This is a genomic window from Citrobacter sp. CK195 (genome assembly GCF_030333365.1).
Taxonomy (GTDB): Bacteria; Pseudomonadota; Gammaproteobacteria; order Enterobacterales; family Enterobacteriaceae; genus Citrobacter_B; species Citrobacter_B koseri.
Genome location: NZ_JAOWGB010000022.1, coordinates 449195 through 466410 on the forward strand (window position 1 = coordinate 449195; position 17216 = coordinate 466410).

Below are 17216 nucleotides of genomic sequence, written 5' to 3' on the forward strand. Positions count from 1 at the left end.
ACGGACAGAATAGCGGAACGGAAAATGTCCAGGATAATTCCTGGAATGATATCAGGGGTTTTCGAGGGCAGGCGCCGCTCTCAGCGTCGGGCAAAGCAGATACATTTCCAACAAGATGGCGACGTAATCTCGCGCTTCTTTTTTCAGATCAAAGGATTGCGGCGCAAAGAGCCAGTTTTCCATGATGCCGGAAATATAGCCGCGCATTAATATTGCCGCACGACGCGTCATCAGGTTTCCCGGGAGCATTTTTGCTTTAATACAATGTGTTAGCGTTTGTTCAATGCGATCATAGCTTTCCACGCAGATGCTTCGCTGCGCCTGTTGCACTACCGCCATTTCACCCACGAATTCGCATTTGTGGAATATAATTTCCATCAATAAACGTCGGCGCTCTTCCGTCACGGTTGCTTCAAGAAGATGGACTAAAATTTCTCTTAATACTGATAGTGGATCGTCGGGGAATTTTGCCTGATACTCAATCTCAAGCTCACCAATATTGGATTCTGATAGCTCCCAGATTTCACTGAATAAATCCGACTTGTTTTTGAAGTGCCAATAGATTGCACCGCGTGTGACGCCAGCGGCTTTTGCAATCTCCGCGAGCGAAGTGGATGATACCCCTTGTCGCGAGAACAAACGCAGAGCTACATCCAGGATGTGTTGCCGAGTTTCCTGTGCTTGTTGTTTGGTTTTTCGTGCCATATGTCGGTGAATTTACAGGCGTTAGATTTACATACATTTGTGGATGTATGTACCATAGCACGACGATAATATAAACGCAGCAATGGGTTTGTGGACTTTTGACCATTGATCAATTTGAAATCGGACACTCGAGGTTTACATATGAACAAAAACAGAGGGTTTACGCCTCTGGCGGTCGTTCTGATGCTCTCAGGCAGCTTAGCGCTAACAGGATGTGACGACAAACAGGCCCAACAAGGTGGTCAGCAGATGCCAGAAGTTGGGGTTGTGACGCTCAAAACTGAACCTCTACAGATCACTACTGAACTCCCGGGTCGCACCAATGCATACCGTATTGCGGAAGTTCGTCCTCAGGTAAGCGGAATTATCCTGAAACGTAACTTTACGGAAGGCGGCGACATTGAAGCGGGTGTGTCTCTCTATCAGATTGATCCTGCGACTTACCAGGCGGCTTACGAAAGCGCCAAAGGCGATCTCGCTAAAGCGCAGGCGGCTGCAAATATCGCTCAGTTAACGGTTAAACGTTATCAGAAACTGTTGGGTACGAAATACATCAGCCAACAAGACTACGATAGCGCGCTGGCAGATGCGCAACAGGCGAATGCGTCCGTTGTGGCGGCAAAAGCGGCCGTTGAAACCGCACGCATTAATCTGGCGTATACCAAAGTGACCTCCCCGATTAACGGCCGTATCGGTAAATCATCCGTAACGGAAGGCGCGCTGGTACAAAACGGCCAGGCTACCGCCCTCGCGACAGTACAGCAACTCGACCCGATCTATGTGGATGTAACGCAGTCAAGCAACGACTTCCTGCGCCTGAAACAGGAGCTGGCGAGCGGCAAACTGAAGCAAGAGAACGGCAAAGCGAAAGTCGAGCTGGTCACCAGCGACGGCATTACCTATCCGCAATCCGGTACGCTTGAGTTTTCTGACGTCACCGTTGACCAAACCACCGGTTCTATTACGTTACGCGCAATCTTCCCTAACCCGGACCATACCTTACTGCCTGGTATGTTTGTTCGCGCACGTCTGGAAGAAGGCACCAATCCTGATGCATTGCTGGTTCCCCAGCAGGGCGTTACCCGTACGCCACGCGGTGATGCCAGTGCGTTGGTTGTCGGCGCCGATGACAAAGTGGAAACCCGTCAGATCGTCGCAAACCAGGCGATTGGCGATAAGTGGTTAGTCACTGATGGACTCAAGTCGGGCGATCGCGTGATTGTTACCGGGCTGCAAAAAGTGCGTCCTGGCGCGCAGGTTAAAGCGCAGGAAGTCACCGCGGATAATGAACAGCAAGCCGCAAGCGCTAACCCGTCTGAACAGTCTAAGTCTTAACTTAAACAGGAGCCGTTAAGACATGCCTAATTTCTTTATCGATCGCCCTATATTTGCGTGGGTGATCGCCATTATCATCATGTTGGCAGGGGGCCTCGCGATCCTCAAACTGCCGGTAGCGCAATATCCAACGATTGCGCCGCCCGCAGTGACGATCTCCGCGACTTACCCTGGCGCTGATGCGAAAACCGTGCAGGACACGGTGACGCAGGTTATCGAACAGAACATGAACGGTATCGATAACCTGATGTACATGTCCTCAAACAGTGACTCCACGGGTACCGTGCAGATCACCCTGACCTTCGAATCCGGTACGGATGCAGATATCGCGCAGGTTCAGGTGCAGAACAAACTGCAACTGGCCATGCCGCTGCTTCCTCAGGAGGTTCAACAGCAGGGTGTGAGCGTTGAGAAATCATCCAGCAGCTTCCTGATGGTTGTGGGCGTCATTAACACCGACGGCACCATGACCCAAGAGGATATCTCTGACTACGTTGCGGCGAACATGAAAGACGCCATCAGCCGTACGTCAGGTGTGGGTGACGTGCAGCTGTTTGGTTCACAGTACGCGATGCGTATCTGGATGGACCCAACGAAGCTGAACAACTTCCAGCTCACGCCAGTGGATGTGATTAACGCGATCAAAGCGCAGAACGCCCAGGTTGCGGCCGGTCAGCTTGGCGGTACGCCGCCGGTGAAAGGCCAGCAACTGAACGCCTCCATCATCGCACAAACGCGTCTGACCTCTACGGAAGAGTTCGGTAAAATTCTGCTGAAAGTGAACCAGGACGGCTCCCAGGTTCGCCTGCGCGATGTAGCAAGAATTGAACTGGGCGGTGAGAACTACGACATCATTGCGAAGTTCAACGGACAGCCTGCGTCTGGTCTGGGGATCAAGCTGGCGACCGGTGCGAACGCGCTGGATACCGCAAACGCCATCCGTGCAGAACTGAAGAAGATGGAACCGTTCTTCCCGTCAGGGATGAAGATCGTTTACCCGTATGACACCACCCCGTTCGTGACGATCTCCATTCACGAAGTGGTGAAAACGCTGGTAGAAGCCATCATCCTCGTGTTCCTGGTCATGTACCTGTTCCTGCAAAACTTCCGTGCGACGTTGATTCCGACAATCGCGGTGCCGGTGGTGCTGTTAGGGACATTCGCCGTGCTTTCGGCGTTCGGTTTCTCGATAAACACGCTAACAATGTTCGGGATGGTGCTCGCCATCGGCCTGTTGGTGGATGACGCCATCGTGGTGGTAGAGAACGTTGAGCGTGTAATGTCCGAAGAAGGATTGCCGCCGAAAGAAGCCACGCGAAAATCAATGGGCCAGATTCAGGGCGCGCTGGTGGGTATCGCGATGGTGCTGTCAGCGGTATTTATCCCGATGGCCTTCTTCGGCGGGTCTACAGGGGCTATTTATCGTCAGTTCTCCATCACCATTGTGTCCGCAATGGCGCTGTCAGTGCTGGTGGCACTGATCCTGACGCCAGCCCTGTGCGCCACCATGCTTAAGCCGGTTGCCAAAGGCAGCCACGGGTCAACCAAAGGTTTCTTTGGCTGGTTCAACAACATGTTCGAGAAGAGCACGCACCACTACACCGACAGCGTAGGCAACATCCTGCGCAGCACCGGTCGTTATCTGCTGCTCTATCTGATCATCGTTGTCGGCATGGCTTACCTGTTCGTTCGTCTGCCAAGCTCCTTCTTGCCGGACGAGGACCAGGGGGTCTTCCTGAGCATGGCGCAGTTGCCAGCGGGCGCAACCCAGGAGCGTACGCAGAAAGTTCTCGATGAGATGACCGACTATTATCTCACCAAAGAGAAAGATAACGTTGAATCCGTCTTTGCGGTTAACGGCTTTGGTTTTGCTGGTCGTGGTCAGAACACCGGTATCGCGTTCGTCTCGTTGAAAGACTGGGCCGACCGTCCGGGGGATGAGAATAAAGTCGATGCGATCACCGGTCGCGCGATGGGCGCATTCTCCCAGATTAAAGATGCGATGGTGTTCGCCTTTAACCTGCCAGCGATTGTCGAACTGGGTACGGCAACGGGCTTCGACTTCCAGTTGATTGACCAGGGCGGCCTCGGCCATGAAAAACTGACGCAGGCGCGTAACCAGCTGTTTGGCGAAGTGGCAAAACACCCGGATCTGCTGGTCGGCGTTCGTCCGAACGGTCTGGAAGATACGCCGCAGTTCAAGGTCGATATCGATCAGGAAAAAGCGCAGGCGCTGGGTGTTTCCATTAGCGATATTAACACGACGCTGGGCGCAGCATGGGGCGGCAGCTATGTGAACGACTTCATCGACCGTGGTCGTGTGAAGAAAGTTTACGTCATGTCTGAAGCGAAATACCGTATGTTGCCGGAAGATATCGGAAACTGGTATGTGCGCGGTAGCGATGGTCAGATGGTGCCGTTCTCGGCCTTCTCCTCCTCGCGCTGGGAATACGGTTCACCGCGTCTGGAACGCTATAACGGTCTGCCTTCAATGGAAATCCTCGGCCAGGCGGCACCAGGTAAGAGTACCGGTGAAGCAATGGCGATGATGGAAGAGCTGGCAAGCAAACTGCCATCCGGCATCGGCTATGACTGGACCGGGATGTCTTATCAGGAACGACTGTCCGGCAACCAGGCGCCTGCCCTGTACGCCATTTCACTGATCGTGGTCTTCCTGTGTCTGGCGGCGCTGTATGAGAGCTGGTCTATTCCGTTCTCCGTTATGCTGGTGGTGCCGCTCGGGGTTATCGGCGCGCTGCTGGCGGCAACCTTCCGTGGCCTGACCAACGACGTTTACTTCCAGGTGGGCCTGCTCACAACCATTGGGTTGTCGGCGAAGAACGCGATACTTATCGTCGAATTCGCCAAAGACTTAATGGATAAAGAAGGCAAAGGTCTGATAGAAGCAACGCTGGAAGCGGTACGTATGCGTTTACGCCCGATCCTGATGACGTCTCTGGCGTTTATCCTCGGTGTTATGCCGCTGGTTATCAGCTCTGGCGCAGGTTCCGGCGCGCAGAACGCTGTGGGCACCGGTGTAATGGGCGGGATGGTCACCGCAACGGTTCTGGCTATCTTCTTCGTTCCGGTCTTCTTTGTGGTGGTACGCCGCCGCTTTAGCCGCAAGAGCGAAGACATTGAGCACAGCCATTCGGTAGAGCATCATTGATTCATCTCCTGTGAAAAGGCCGCGCAAGCGGCCTTTTTTCTGGATAAAAATCATAAAAAGCGCTTATTGTTAGTTTGTTTATTCACCGTAGAATAAATAAGACATATAATCCCCAGCGTGCTAAAGGCTATTCTTAGAGAGTCTGGTCATTTCTTATTTTTTCCGTTAATTAAGAAATCATTAAGATTATTCCTGGTATATCGTGAGTGTAACAGCCTTCTTAACAATCGTTGTTAGCACAAATGACGATAACTCAATGATTGCAAAAACAATAAAAAGATCGCCTCATTTCAGGCATCGTCTTTTACGGTTAAAATGTAAAATTGCGTTGGGGCAACATACTTTTACCTAATTGTAATTTTTCGTAATAGGACGATGAAATCTTTTTTAGAGTGGATTATAGTTAAAACATCAGGAGAAGAGCGCAAGTTCCAGGTCAGTTAGTTGTATCCATCCCGAAAGGTGTTCGGTTAGTTCAAGCCACTAAGAAGGGGATGCGTTATGGATGAGTACTCACCCAAAAGACATGATATCGCACAGCTTAAATTTCTCTGTGAAACCCTGTATCATGACTGTCTTGCAAACCTTGAAGAAAGCAACCACGGTTGGGTTAATGACCCTACTTCGGCAATCAATCTTCAGCTCAATGAACTGATAGAGCATATTGCAACCTTCGCACTTAATTATAAAATTAAGTATAATGAGGACAATAAGCTGATTGCACAGATAGATGAATATCTGGATGACACCTTTATGTTGTTCAGCAGTTACGGCATTAATGCGCAGGATCTGCAAAAATGGCGAAAATCAGGAAACCGCCTGTTTCGCTGCTTCGTCAATGCCACCAGGGCGAATCCTGTTAGCTTGTCATGTTAAAAATTATTACAATCATAGGTAAGATTTATGTCCGATAAACCATTAACGAAAACAGATTATTTGATGCGTTTACGACGCTGCCAGACAATAGACACGCTGGAACGTGTAATAGAGAAAAATAAATATGAATTGTCTGACAATGAATTGGCTGTATTTTACTCAGCAGCGGATCACCGTCTTGCAGAATTGACGATGAATAAGCTCTACGACAAGATTCCCACCTCCGTGTGGAAATTCATTCGCTAATTTTTGCATAACGCTATGGAGAATACGTTCGTTCTGCCTGACCGAGGGTTTCCCTGTATTTACCGTTAATTCCTATTTTACGTCTCGTGATTTAGATCACATCAAGGTAACGGGAACGTTCCCTTAAAAGGCGTTGCGCTTTACTGTACTGCGGCAGTTAATCCACAAACAGAAGAGTGCATAATGAGCGAAGAAAAGCAGAAGATGATTGCCGGTGAGTTATATTGCCCGGCCGATGAGACATTGCGCAACGACCGCCTGCGGGCGCGCCAGTTACTTCATCGATACAACCACTCCGCACCGGACGAGAAGAATGCGCGACAGGCTATTCTGAGCGACCTGCTAGGCCAGAGCGACGGTGCGTATATTGAGCCCTCCTTCCGCTGTGATTACGGTTACAATATTTACCTCGGCAAAGCATTTTACGCTAACTTCGACTGTGTGATGCTGGATGTCTGCCCGATTCATATCGGCGACAATTGTATGCTCGCGCCTGGCGTGCATATCTATACGGCGACGCACCCGCTGGATGCCACAGAACGCAATAGCGGTAGGGAACTGGGTAAACCTGTAACCATCGGGAATAATGTCTGGATCGGCGGTCGCGCCGTGATTAACCCTGGCGTCACCATTGGCGATAACGCCGTTATCGCATCAGGCGCCGTCGTGACCAAAAGCGTTCCGGCCAACGTTGTGGTCGGTGGAAATCCCGCGCGAATCATTAAAACGCTGTAAAGCGAATTGTAACTGTTATGATAAATTGTGGTTAATCTGTTACTTTTTTCATGAAGTTCGCCCTTCTAAAATGGGCTGTTCCCTGAATGTTACAGAAATCACAAAGGCAAATGATGACAGAAATACAGCGCCTGCTGACGGAAACGATTGACGATCTCAATGCTCGCGAGAAACGCGACAACAGACCGCGTTTCAGTATTAGTTTTATTCGCAAACATCCGGGGCTGTTTATTGGCATGTATATCGCCTGGTTTGCCACGCTGGCCGTCATGCTGCAATCAGACACGCTGGTGGATTCAGTGTGGCTGCTGGTCGTATTATTCGTCCTGTTGAATGGTTTTTTCTTTTTTGATGTCGCCCCGCGTTATCGCTACGAGGATATCGACGTGCTGGATTTCAGGGTTTGCTATAACGGAGAATGGTATAACACGCGCTTCGTTCCCCCTGCGCTGATCCACGCTATTCTTCAGTCACCGCATGTTGGCAGCGACCAGAAAGCACAATTACAGAAGATGATAACGCGTAAAGGCGAACTCTCTTTCTACGATGTTTTCACGCTCACTCGCACAGAGGCAAGCCGCTAGTTTTCTCACTGTTGCAGATGTAAAAAGTGCGTACCGTCCCTGGCACGCACTGTAGTCCCTGCAATGTTGGCAAATCATTAACGTCTTTTTTTACGACCCTGCACCGCTTTAAAACGTGGATTGGATTTGCAGATCACATATAAACGCCCTTTGCGTTTAACTATCTGGCAGTCCGGGTGCCGCTGCTTTGCGCTACGCAATGAATTCAGTACCTGCATCTTATCCTCGCTTAGCGCCAATAAAATTTCCGAAACGTTTCTGGAAACGTGCTGCGCTGCCTTCGTTATCAAAGGTTTTTTGTTTTCCGGTGTAATAAGGGTGTGATTTAGAAGACACCTCAATGGTGACATACGGATAGGTCACGCCCTCAAGCTCAATCTCACGCTCGGTTTTGATCGTTGACCCCACCTTAAAGTATTCATTCGCACTGGTATCGTGGAACACCACGGTGCGATAGGCAGGATGGATATTCGGTTTCATGACAGCCTCAATATTATGTTATAACGTAACAATAAAATACGCCGCAAATTGCCGCTTTTCAACCCTCATGATGATGTGGTTATCCTTCAACATTGTACGTTTTAAGTCGAAACAAGCCCTTATTGAGCCAGAAAGAGCAAAAGCAGTTAGAATAACGTGATTAAACGAAGGGCTTTTTTACGTTCAGATATACTCGCCATATGCTGCATCAATAAGGATATCACCGTGACAACACGACATTTGGTCAGCCTGGTCACAGGGGTGCTCATTCTGTCTGTCCTTGCCCCTGTGGGATTAAGCCTCTGGCTCGCTCATCGCCAGGTTGAAAAGAAATTTATTGAGGAACTTAACGTCTATTCATCACGCGTAGCCTTACGCGCTGACAAAGTTGCCTCCCAGAGCAAACTGGCGTTAGGCCAGCTAAACGCCTTTCGCGGTACGCCTTGTAGTAATGCGCATTTACTGACAATGCGCCGAATATCTTACAGTCTGCGCTACATTCAGGAAGTGCTATACCTCGACCAAAATATGCCTGTTTGCTCATCGCTGGAGCAAAAAAGCGCCCCCTTCGTTTTCCCCAAACCGGAAAAGATCACCCAGGACGGCTACCGCATATGGCTTACCTCGCAAAATGATTTAGGGCTCAAGCGCTTTATGGTCGCTGTGGGTAAAGGACACTATGTGGTCATGATGGACCCCGCCTCCTTCATTGATGTGATCCCATTTAGTTCATGGCATATTGATGCCGCTATTATTGGCGAAGCAAATAACATCGTGGCCGCCAGTAGCAATCGGCTCGATCCCGACATTATTCGACAATTGCAGCAGTCGCCCGGTCAATACCGGGAAGATCGCAACAGTGTCTACACGATTCAGCGCTCTCCCGAAATGAACATCGCCATCGTGACCTGGGCCTCCACGCTGCCGCTACAAAAGAACTGGTATCGCCAGGCTTTTACCTGGCTACCGCTGGGGATGATGGCGAGCCTGCTGGCGGCGGCGTTTATTCTGCGCATTCTTCGCCGCTTACAATCACCACGCCACCGTTTACTGGACGCCATCCATAACCGTGATATTAAGGTGCATTATCAGCCGATTATTTCGCTGAGTAGCGGGAAGATAGCAGGCGCGGAAGCGCTGGCTCGCTGGCCGCAAACCGACGGCAGCTACCTTTCGCCGGAAATGTTTATTCCCCTCGCAGAACAAACGGGGCTTTCCGAACCGCTCACCCACCTGATTTTAGAGACCGTTTTTGAGGAGATGGGAACATGGCTGCGACAACACCCTGAGCAGCACATTTCTATCAATATTGAGGCAACGACCCTTGCGTCAGAGAAACTTCCGGTACATCTCAGCCAGTTGCTTAACCGGAGTCAGATTTCACCGTCGCAAATCGCGCTGGAGTTGACCGAGCGTGAGTTTGCCGATCCCAAAACCAGCGCGCCAGTCATTGCCAGATACCGCAAAGCCGGTCACGCGATTTATCTTGATGACTTTGGCACTGGCTATTCCAGTCTTTGCTACTTACAGAATCTGGACGTGGATATTCTGAAGATCGACAAGTCCTTTGTTGATGCGCTGGCCTACAAAAATGTGACGCCGCATATTATTGAAATGGCGAAAACGCTGAAGCTGAAAATGGTGGCGGAAGGTATTGAAACGACGCATCAGGAGGACTGGTTACGCCAGCACGGCGTGCAGTATGGTCAGGGATGGCTTTACAGCAAAGCGCTGCCCGCCGCAGAATTTATTTTGTGGGCGGAAAAACGGATTTAGAATGGGGACGGCTGGCGGCACGCCGCACAGCCTGTCGCTTCAGTCATCCAGAATGGGAGAGAATCCGCCGTAAATCATGCGCTTGCCATCAAAAGGCATGGCATCGCCAAACTCCTTCATTCGTGGGTCTGACATCATTTTCTGATTCGCCGCGTCGCGAACCTCTTTCGAAGGGTATTCAATCCAGCTAAACACCACCTCTTCGTGATCTTCCGCTTTTACCGCCATGCGAAAGTCGGTCAATTTGCCGTCCGGCACATCATCAGCCCAACACTCAACGACGCGTAACGCCCCAAACTCTTTAAAGAGAGGAGCCGCTTTTGCCGCCATTTCCCGATACGCCTCCTTGTTTTCAGCAGGTACGGCAACCACAAAACCATCAACATACTTCATGAGAAAAACCTCCGAAGCGTACTGCGCGGCAAGCCAATTCTGGCCGCGTCAGTCGTTGTTAAGTCTAGTCGCCATCGCGTTACTCTGCTGTGGGCGAATGACGAGCCCGAATGCGGGCCCGGGGCTGATAGCGAAACCACGGCAAGCAGATCTGAATCAGCGGCCCGATAGCCAGCGCATACAATACCGTACCGACGCCCAGCGTCCCCCCCAGCAACCAGCCGCTCAGCAATACCGAAACTTCAATCGCCGTACGGATGGCGCGTATCGACCAACCGGTGCGCGCGTGAATCCCGGTCATCAGGCCATCTCGCGGGCCTGCGCCGAAACCGGCCCCAATATACATGCTGGTCGCCAGCGCGTTGACCACTACAGCGGAGATCAACAGAACACTGCGGACCAGCAACGACTCAAAAGCGGGCAGTACGGCCAGCGCAACATCCGCCGCCAGCCCAATAACGATCACGTTGCTGATGGTACCAAGACCCGGTCGTTGGCGCAGCGGAATCCACAGTAATAACACCAGCACGCCAACGGCGATAATCACCATGCCAATGTTCATTGACAGCAAATTCGCCACGCCAAGGTGGAAAACGTTCCACGGATCGGCCCCTAAGTCCGCACGCACAAACATTGCAGTCGATACGCCATAAAGAGCCAGACCGGTATACAGTTGAATCAGACGACGCAGCATTCTTCCATTCTCCCCGTTCAGATACCTTTCATCTTCACCGCAATTGGCACTATGATTAATGTCCAGTTTTAAAAAAGTGGACTGCTATGTCATCACGCCGCTATGGAAGCCAGTCTCTTCAGCGCCTGCTTGGGCACTGGCAGGAGACTCCCTCACGTACTCCTGTCTGGCGTCAGCTGGCGGAGGCCCTGCGTCTGCTGATTCTTGATGGCCGACTGGCGCTCGATAGCCGACTGCCCGGCGAACGCGAACTGGCCGCCGTATTGAAGATCAGCCGAACCACCGTCGCCAGCGCAATGGCGCAACTTCGGGAAGAAGGTTATCTGGAAAGCCGTCAGGGTAGCGGCTCGCGGGTGATCTTACCGGATGCCATTCACCCTGTGCCCACGCGCGGTGGAGCCAATATGGCATTGGATCTCTCTACCGCCGCGCTCAGCGCAGGCCCTGAAATTCACCAGGCTTACCAGCAGGCGCTTTGCGCAATGCCGCAGCATCTGCTGAGTTCCGGGTATCTGCCGCAAGGCCTGCTCTCTTTACGTGAATCTATCGCCCGGCACTATTGCGAGCGCGGCTTGCCAACCCGCCCTGATGAAATCATGGTGGTCAATGGCGCCGTGAGCGGGCTGGCGCTGCTCCTGCGACTCCTGACGGGCCCGGGCGATCGCGTGGTGGTGGATCACCCGACCTACCCGCTCGCAATCGCCGCGATTCAGGGAGCCTCCTGTCGCCCCGTTGGCGTCTCATTGCCCGAACAGGGTTGGGACACCGCCGGTCTGATGGCGACCATTGCGCAAACCGCGCCGAGAATGGCTTATCTGATGCCGGATTTCCATAATCCCACCGGGCGCTGTATGGATGCCGCCACGCGGCAAGCGGTCGCGGATATTGCTGCCAGAACGCATACCACGCTGGTTGTGGACGAGACGATGGTTAATTTGTGGTACAACGCCCCGCCGCCGCCCCCACTCGCGCATTACAATGCCGACGCGCCGATTATTATGCTGGGATCGGCAGGAAAAAGTTTCTGGGGCGGGTTACGTCTGGGGTGGGTTCGCGCCTCATCACGGACAATCGCCGCGCTGGTACAAACCCGGGATACGTTTGATTTAGGATCGCCGGTACTGGAGCAGTTAGCGACCGGCTGGCTGCTTGATAATGCCGCCAGCTTTCTTCCTGACAGACGGCAGTTGCTGTCCCAACGACGCGACCTGTGTTGTGAACTGATGCACGCGCATTTTCCTGAATGGCGCTTCAGGCAGCCGCAGGGCGGGCTCTCTTTTTGGGTGGAGTTACCCGACACGCTGGCCACGCTCTTTGCAACGCGCGCCGAAAGCGAAGGAATTCAACTGGGCACCGGTACGCGTTTTGGTCTCGCGGGTGCGTTTGATCGTTTCTTACGTATGCCGTTCACCCTGCCGGATGAAACACTGCGATCGGCTTTTCAGACATTACAGCCGATATGGGACAACCTGCGCTCACAAAACAGCGCAGGGAAAATACGCAAAATTATCTAATATGGCCTGTCATCGTCGTTTTATTGCTGGCGTGGGACGGGGAAACCTTTCAGGGAAATAATGAAGTTCTCGCCGTCTTTCTTTATTTTTGCCCCGGCATCGCACCAGTCGGAGGCAATACGAAAGAATTCATCACTACCAACATTCCAGTTAAGACGAACATGCTTCACATAGCCGGAACGCAGTAATTCGCAGGCTTCGCCATAATTACTGGCGATTGAGAGTTGTTGTTTCATTTTTTCTTCTTGAGTAATCTGCGTAATGCTTTGATTTCTTTAGGAGTAAGCGGCTCATCTACGGATTCTTCCGTATGCTGACTGTCGATATCACTCGCCGAGACTCCCGCCTCTTCTGCGGCCTCAAATGCAATCAGCAGCAGTTTTTCTGTGGTGATACTTAAGTTCTCATTATTTGCTTCGGCATAATGGCGAAGCTTCTCTTTTAACGTCTCATCGATTTTGACATTTAGTACAGCAGTAGCCATCGTAAAGAGTCCTTGTAAACAGGCAAAACACGTCGTGTGCGACACAGCTATCGTCACCGCGTGAATATCAGGGCACAAACTGATTAATAACGTCCCGATAACACTCTGCCAGCATTTGATGACAAAATAATGACGTTAATATGACAAGAGGAGGAAAATGAAGAGGTTGCCGGACGGCAGAATTGGGTGGGGGCCCTGCCAGCTACATCCCGGCACACACGTCATCTGCTCTGGCTGCTTCCTTCCGGACCTGACCTGGTAAACAGAGTAGCGTTGCGGGAGAACCAACAGAGCCCCCATTGAGAGCGTTGTTAACCAACGCGCAGGCGCATTATCACTGCTGGCCCCTGTAAATGCAACCCATCCAACATCGGATGCTGTTTTCTTGCGCAATGAGGCTTCACTCCCCGGCGGTTCACGATTATGCTGGAAGATTATCGCAGGAATGAATGATGGACAGACAAGACACTTTCCCCCAACGCGTCTGGCAAATCGTGGCCTCAATCCCCGAAGGGTTTGTCACGACTTATGGCGACGTCGCCCGCCTCGCCGGTTCACCTCGTGCCGCGCGTCAGGTCGGCGGCGTATTAAAACGATTGCCGGAAGGCAGCACCCTCCCCTGGCATCGGGTCGTGAATCGTCATGGCGCCATCTCCCTGACCGGGCCAGACCTGCAACGCCAACGTCAGGCGTTACTGTCAGAAGGCGTGGTGGTCTCGGGGAGTGGGCAAATCGATATGCAACGATATCGCTGGATTTATTAACCCTCTCCGGCCGGAGAGGGTTGTCCTGTGAGAGCTTAGTACTGTGTCGGCGCCGGTACGGCGGAAGACGGGTTCACCTGCGTCGGTGACGTTGACGGTACGGTTGTCGCTGCGCCGCCGCTGGCCTGAACAGGCACTGCCGTTTGCTGAACCGGCACCAGCGTCAGATCCGCTTTCGTGCCGCCCTGATTAATGACTGGCTGTACGGTATCGGTGATAAAGACCAGTTTGTCATTAATCGTCACGGCGGCGCTCAACAGAATCCGCGCATTTGGCTGGATGTCAGCCGGGTTAAACGGCAGTACAAAGCTAAATGGCGACTGTTTCCCCTCGGTGCGCACCGCTTTCTGCGACAGCACTTTCGACGGCGCATCCGCCAGTGAGGCATCAGACAGCGTCACAGTCAGTACGGCATCCGGTGGCAGAGCCACTTTCTGACGGATCCAGACGGTACCGGAGACATTAGGTTGCTGAATCGTTGACTGTGTAGCCACGCCAGAAGTATTTGGGTCAGGCGCAGGCGTCTGGATATCTGCGCTTCTGTCTGCGCAGGCTGCCAGAGCAACCGCAACCGCTAAACCACTTACCATGTGCACGAGTTTCATTAAATTCTCCTTATCATCAATGCATCAGCGGGAGGTGTTTTACCCGCCGGAAGAGTGGTTAACAAAGACATAACGTGACTAAGTGTGGCATATCTCACTTATTTTTGCCTGGAATTAGTCCGTAATTCAGACTATTGCACCCATCGGACCACTTTCAAAATTGCGTTATACTCTGCCTACCTCGCTTCGGCGCCGTTGTTACCTGGAGAGCACGTATGAGTCAGGCACTGAATAATTTGCTGTCATTGTTAGATCTGGAAAAAATTGAAGAAGGACTCTTTCGGGGCCAAAGTGAAGACTTAGGATTACGTCAGGTTTTTGGTGGTCAGGTGGTCGGTCAGGCGCTGTATGCCGCCAAAGAGACCGTACCTGAACAACGTCTGGTTCACTCTTTTCACAGCTACTTTCTGCGCCCCGGCGACAGCCTGAAGCCCATTATTTACGATGTGGAAGTTCTGCGCGACGGCAACAGTTTCAGCGCGCGTCGCGTCGCCGCCATCCAGAACGGGAAGCCTATTTTCTATATGACAGCCTCCTTCCAGGCACCGGAAGAGGGATTTGAGCATCAGAAAACCATGCCGGACGCCCCTGCGCCGGAAACGCTGCAATCGGAGACGGAGATCGCCCGTTCATTGGCGCATCTGCTGCCGCCCGTGCTGAAAGAGAAATTTATCAGCGACCGCCCGCTGGAGATCCGCCCGGTAGAGTTCCACAACCCGTTAAAAGGCCACGTTGCGAACCCGACGCGCCAGGTCTGGATCCGCGCCAACGGTACGATACCGGATGATATCCGCATTCATCAGTATCTGCTGGGTTATGCTTCCGATCTGAATTTCCTGCCCGTCGCGCTGCAACCCTACGGCATCGGCTTCCTGGAGAAAGGTCTGCAAATTGCCACGATCGACCATTCAATGTGGTTCCATCGCCCTTTCAACATGAACGAATGGTTGCTGTACAGCGTAGAGAGCACCTCGGCTTCCAGCGCCCGTGGTTTTGTTCGTGGGGAGTTTTACACGCGGGATGGCGTGATGGTCGCGTCGACCGTTCAGGAAGGCGTGATGCGCAATCGCAATTGAAAATGGCCGAATGGCGACGCACAAGCGTCGCCTCCGGCCTGTTGATGATCAGGCGTTATACGCATTCTCGCCGTGGCTGTTGACGTCCAGACCTTCGCGCTCCTGCTCTTCCGGTACGCGCAGCCCAACGGTGATATCCGCCAGTTTGTAGCCGATAAACGCCACTACGCCAGACCAGACGATGGTGATAGCGATACTCTCCAGCTGTACCAGCAGCTGATGCCCCATCGTTACGCCTTCGGCAAACCCTACACCGCCGAGCGTGGTGGATGCAAAGATCCCGGTCAGGATACACCCAACGATGCCGCAAACGCCGTGGATGCCAAACACATCGCAAGGATCGTCCACACGCAGCAGACGTTTAAGCATCGTCACGCCCCACAGACCCGCCAGCCCCGCAACGACACCGAGAATCAACGCGCCGCCAACGCCAATGTAACCACAGGCTGGCGTTATGCCGACCAGTCCCGCGATAGCGCCGGAGCAGGCGCCCAGCAGAGACGGTTTACCGCGCAGCGCCCACTCGCCGAAAATCCACCCCAGAATAGCGGCAGCCGTTGCCACCACGGTATTAACAAAGGCCAGTGCAGCAATCTCGTTCGCCATGCCCGCCGACCCGGCGTTAAAGCCAAACCAGCCGATATATAGGATCGCGGTGCCGGTGAAAACCATCGGCAGGTTATGGGGTTTGAACGCCTCTTTACCAAAGCCGACACGCTTGCCAATCAGATAAGCGCCCACCAGACCAGCAATCGCCGCATTGATATGCACGACCGTACCGCCCGCAAAATCCAGCGCGCCGTGAGAAGCCAGCAAACCGCCGCCCCAGACCATATGCGCAATCGGGATATAGGAGAGCGTCAGCCACACCACCACGAAAATCAGTACCGCAGAGAAGCGGATACGTTCAGCCAGCGCCCCCACGATCAGCCCGACGGTAATGCAGGCGAAAGAGCCCTGGAAAGCAACGTGAATATACTGGTAGAAACTGCCCATCACTGCCGTGAGCTCAATATTTTTCAGCATCACCCAGTTGAAGTCGCCAAAGAAGTTGTTCCCCTCGCCAAAGGCCAGCGAATAGCCGTAAACAACCCACAAAATACAGACCAGCGCGAAGGTGACGGCAACCTGCGTCAACATCGACAGCACGTTCTTTCCACGGATCAATCCGCCATAGAACAGAGCAATGCCCGGAATGGTCATGAACAGCACCAGCGCGGTGCAAATCATCATAAAGGCATTGTCGGCTTTATCCACAACCGCCGGAGCCGCCATTGCCAGACCTGGAAGCAAAGCCAGTGAAGCAAGGCCAGTTTTCATCGTTGCTATCTTCATCTTTTCGTTCCCTATCACTGTGTGCCAGGAGTTACAGTGCCGCTTCGTCGGCTTCGCCGGTACGAATACGAATGACACGTTGCAGCTCAGCGACAAAAATTTTGCCGTCGCCAATTTTTCCGGTGTAGGCCGCCTTGCTGATGACCTCAATGACTTCATCAAGCTGGTCGTCGGCAATCGCCACATCAATCTTCACTTTGGGCAGGAAGTTGACGCTGTATTCCGCACCGCGGTACAGCTCGGCATGACCTTTCTGACGCCCGAAGCCTTTCACTTCGGTGACTGTCAGCCCTTGAATACCAATCGAAGACAGTGCTTCACGGACGTCTTCCAGTTTGAACGGTTTGATTACCACGGTAACCAGCTTCATAGATCCCCTCCTGTCAGAATTCGATAATGTCTGCCGCTTCACGACAGGGATATTGCAAGGGGTGTGCCAGAAATG

19 protein-coding genes, 1 other RNA gene and 1 pseudogene are annotated in these 17216 nt (G+C 52.5%); 10 read left to right on the plus strand and 11 right to left on the minus strand.

The window, feature by feature from the left end; translation table 11 throughout:
- Positions 1 to 51: 51 nt before the first annotated feature.
- The gene (gene acrR / locus OGX93_RS07045) at positions 52 to 705 is read right to left on the minus strand and encodes a multidrug efflux transporter transcriptional repressor AcrR (protein WP_230011807.1); all 654 of its coding nucleotides are present in this window, start codon (positions 703 to 705) and stop codon (positions 52 to 54) included.
- A 141-nt stretch (positions 706 to 846) separates the two neighbouring features.
- Here acrR and acrA point away from each other — a divergent pair, with 141 nt between their 5' ends.
- From acrA to OGX93_RS07075, 6 genes are all read left to right on the plus strand, one after another.
- Positions 847 to 2040, plus strand: a complete 1194-nt coding sequence (gene acrA / locus OGX93_RS07050) for a multidrug efflux RND transporter periplasmic adaptor subunit AcrA (RefSeq protein WP_047458420.1) — start codon at positions 847 to 849, stop codon at positions 2038 to 2040.
- Between the two features lie 22 nt (positions 2041 to 2062).
- Complete coding sequence (gene acrB, locus OGX93_RS07055) at positions 2063 to 5209, plus strand: efflux RND transporter permease AcrB (protein WP_012133513.1); 3147 nt, start codon at positions 2063 to 2065, stop codon at positions 5207 to 5209.
- A 501-nt stretch (positions 5210 to 5710) separates the two neighbouring features.
- Entirely contained in the window at positions 5711 to 6085 is a 375-nt protein-coding gene (gene tomB / locus OGX93_RS07060; RefSeq protein WP_012133514.1) for an Hha toxicity modulator TomB, read from the plus strand.
- A 27-nt stretch (positions 6086 to 6112) separates the two neighbouring features.
- On the plus strand, positions 6113 to 6331 hold the full coding sequence (hha, locus tag OGX93_RS07065; protein WP_002892050.1) for a hemolysin expression-modulating protein Hha: 219 nt from the start codon (positions 6113 to 6115) through the stop codon (positions 6329 to 6331).
- A 183-nt stretch (positions 6332 to 6514) separates the two neighbouring features.
- Positions 6515 to 7066: a maltose O-acetyltransferase gene (gene maa, locus OGX93_RS07070; RefSeq protein ID WP_049009805.1), complete on the plus strand. Its 552-nt coding sequence runs from the start codon at positions 6515 to 6517 to the stop codon at positions 7064 to 7066.
- Positions 7067 to 7179: 113 nt separating this feature from the next.
- The gene (locus OGX93_RS07075; protein WP_115615350.1) at positions 7180 to 7650 is read left to right on the plus strand and encodes a YlaC family protein; all 471 of its coding nucleotides are present in this window, start codon (positions 7180 to 7182) and stop codon (positions 7648 to 7650) included.
- Between the two features lie 77 nt (positions 7651 to 7727).
- Here the strand turns inward: OGX93_RS07075 and ykgO are convergent, their stop codons facing one another.
- Both ykgO and OGX93_RS07085 read right to left on the minus strand, forming a co-directional pair.
- Positions 7728 to 7868, minus strand: a complete 141-nt coding sequence (ykgO, locus tag OGX93_RS07080) for a type B 50S ribosomal protein L36 (protein ID WP_003859006.1) — start codon at positions 7866 to 7868, stop codon at positions 7728 to 7730.
- Position 7869: 1 nt separating this feature from the next.
- Complete coding sequence (locus OGX93_RS07085; protein ID WP_012133519.1) at positions 7870 to 8130, minus strand: type B 50S ribosomal protein L31; 261 nt, start codon at positions 8128 to 8130, stop codon at positions 7870 to 7872.
- Positions 8131 to 8355: 225 nt separating this feature from the next.
- Here OGX93_RS07085 and pdeB point away from each other — a divergent pair, with 225 nt between their 5' ends.
- Complete coding sequence (gene pdeB / locus OGX93_RS07090) at positions 8356 to 9906, plus strand: cyclic di-3',5'-guanosine monophosphate phosphodiesterase PdeB (protein WP_058668708.1); 1551 nt, start codon at positions 8356 to 8358, stop codon at positions 9904 to 9906.
- A gap of 39 nt (positions 9907 to 9945) precedes the next feature.
- Here pdeB and OGX93_RS07095 read toward each other — a convergent pair whose 3' ends face one another.
- Both OGX93_RS07095 and yczE read right to left on the minus strand, forming a co-directional pair.
- Complete coding sequence (locus OGX93_RS07095) at positions 9946 to 10299, minus strand: DUF1428 domain-containing protein (RefSeq protein WP_012133521.1); 354 nt, start codon at positions 10297 to 10299, stop codon at positions 9946 to 9948.
- 79 nt (positions 10300 to 10378) lie between these two features.
- Positions 10379 to 10993 (minus strand): membrane protein YczE, encoded by a 615-nt coding sequence (gene yczE / locus OGX93_RS07100; protein WP_101743908.1) that lies wholly within the window; start codon positions 10991 to 10993, stop codon positions 10379 to 10381.
- Between the two features lie 86 nt (positions 10994 to 11079).
- On the opposite strand from yczE, the gene yczR reads away from it, so the two are divergent.
- The gene (gene yczR / locus OGX93_RS07105) at positions 11080 to 12507 is read left to right on the plus strand and encodes a MocR-like transcription factor YczR (protein ID WP_104868984.1); all 1428 of its coding nucleotides are present in this window, start codon (positions 11080 to 11082) and stop codon (positions 12505 to 12507) included.
- Between the two features lie 20 nt (positions 12508 to 12527).
- Here yczR and OGX93_RS07110 read toward each other — a convergent pair whose 3' ends face one another.
- The 3 genes from OGX93_RS07110 to ffs all read right to left on the minus strand — a co-directional run bounded on the left by OGX93_RS07110 (position 12528) and on the right by ffs (position 13281).
- On the minus strand, positions 12528 to 12743 hold the full coding sequence (locus tag OGX93_RS07110; protein ID WP_012133524.1) for a hypothetical protein: 216 nt from the start codon (positions 12741 to 12743) through the stop codon (positions 12528 to 12530).
- A complete protein-coding gene (locus tag OGX93_RS07115) occupies positions 12740 to 12991 on the minus strand; it encodes a hypothetical protein (protein ID WP_012133525.1) in 252 nt (83 codons plus the stop codon). The genes OGX93_RS07110 and OGX93_RS07115 overlap by 4 nt, the downstream gene beginning before the upstream one ends.
- Positions 12992 to 13184: 193 nt before the next feature.
- Positions 13185 to 13281, minus strand: an RNA gene (gene ffs / locus OGX93_RS07120) — signal recognition particle sRNA small type.
- An 84-nt stretch (positions 13282 to 13365) separates the two neighbouring features.
- Here ffs and OGX93_RS07125 point away from each other — a divergent pair.
- Positions 13366 to 13755, plus strand: a pseudogene (locus tag OGX93_RS07125) (MGMT family protein).
- A gap of 35 nt (positions 13756 to 13790) precedes the next feature.
- On the opposite strand, the gene OGX93_RS07130 reads toward OGX93_RS07125, so the two are convergent.
- On the minus strand, positions 13791 to 14360 hold the full coding sequence (locus OGX93_RS07130) for a YbaY family lipoprotein (protein ID WP_012133527.1): 570 nt from the start codon (positions 14358 to 14360) through the stop codon (positions 13791 to 13793).
- A 215-nt stretch (positions 14361 to 14575) separates the two neighbouring features.
- Here OGX93_RS07130 and tesB point away from each other — a divergent pair, with 215 nt between their 5' ends.
- Positions 14576 to 15436 (plus strand): acyl-CoA thioesterase II, encoded by an 861-nt coding sequence (gene tesB / locus OGX93_RS07135; protein WP_012133528.1) that lies wholly within the window; start codon positions 14576 to 14578, stop codon positions 15434 to 15436.
- Positions 15437 to 15484: 48 nt separating this feature from the next.
- Here the strand turns inward: tesB and amtB are convergent, their stop codons facing one another.
- The gene (gene amtB / locus OGX93_RS07140; protein WP_024130590.1) at positions 15485 to 16771 is read right to left on the minus strand and encodes an ammonium transporter AmtB; all 1287 of its coding nucleotides are present in this window, start codon (positions 16769 to 16771) and stop codon (positions 15485 to 15487) included.
- A 31-nt stretch (positions 16772 to 16802) separates the two neighbouring features.
- The gene (gene glnK / locus OGX93_RS07145) at positions 16803 to 17141 is read right to left on the minus strand and encodes a P-II family nitrogen regulator (protein ID WP_012133530.1); all 339 of its coding nucleotides are present in this window, start codon (positions 17139 to 17141) and stop codon (positions 16803 to 16805) included.
- Between the last annotated feature and the right edge of the window lie 75 nt (positions 17142 to 17216).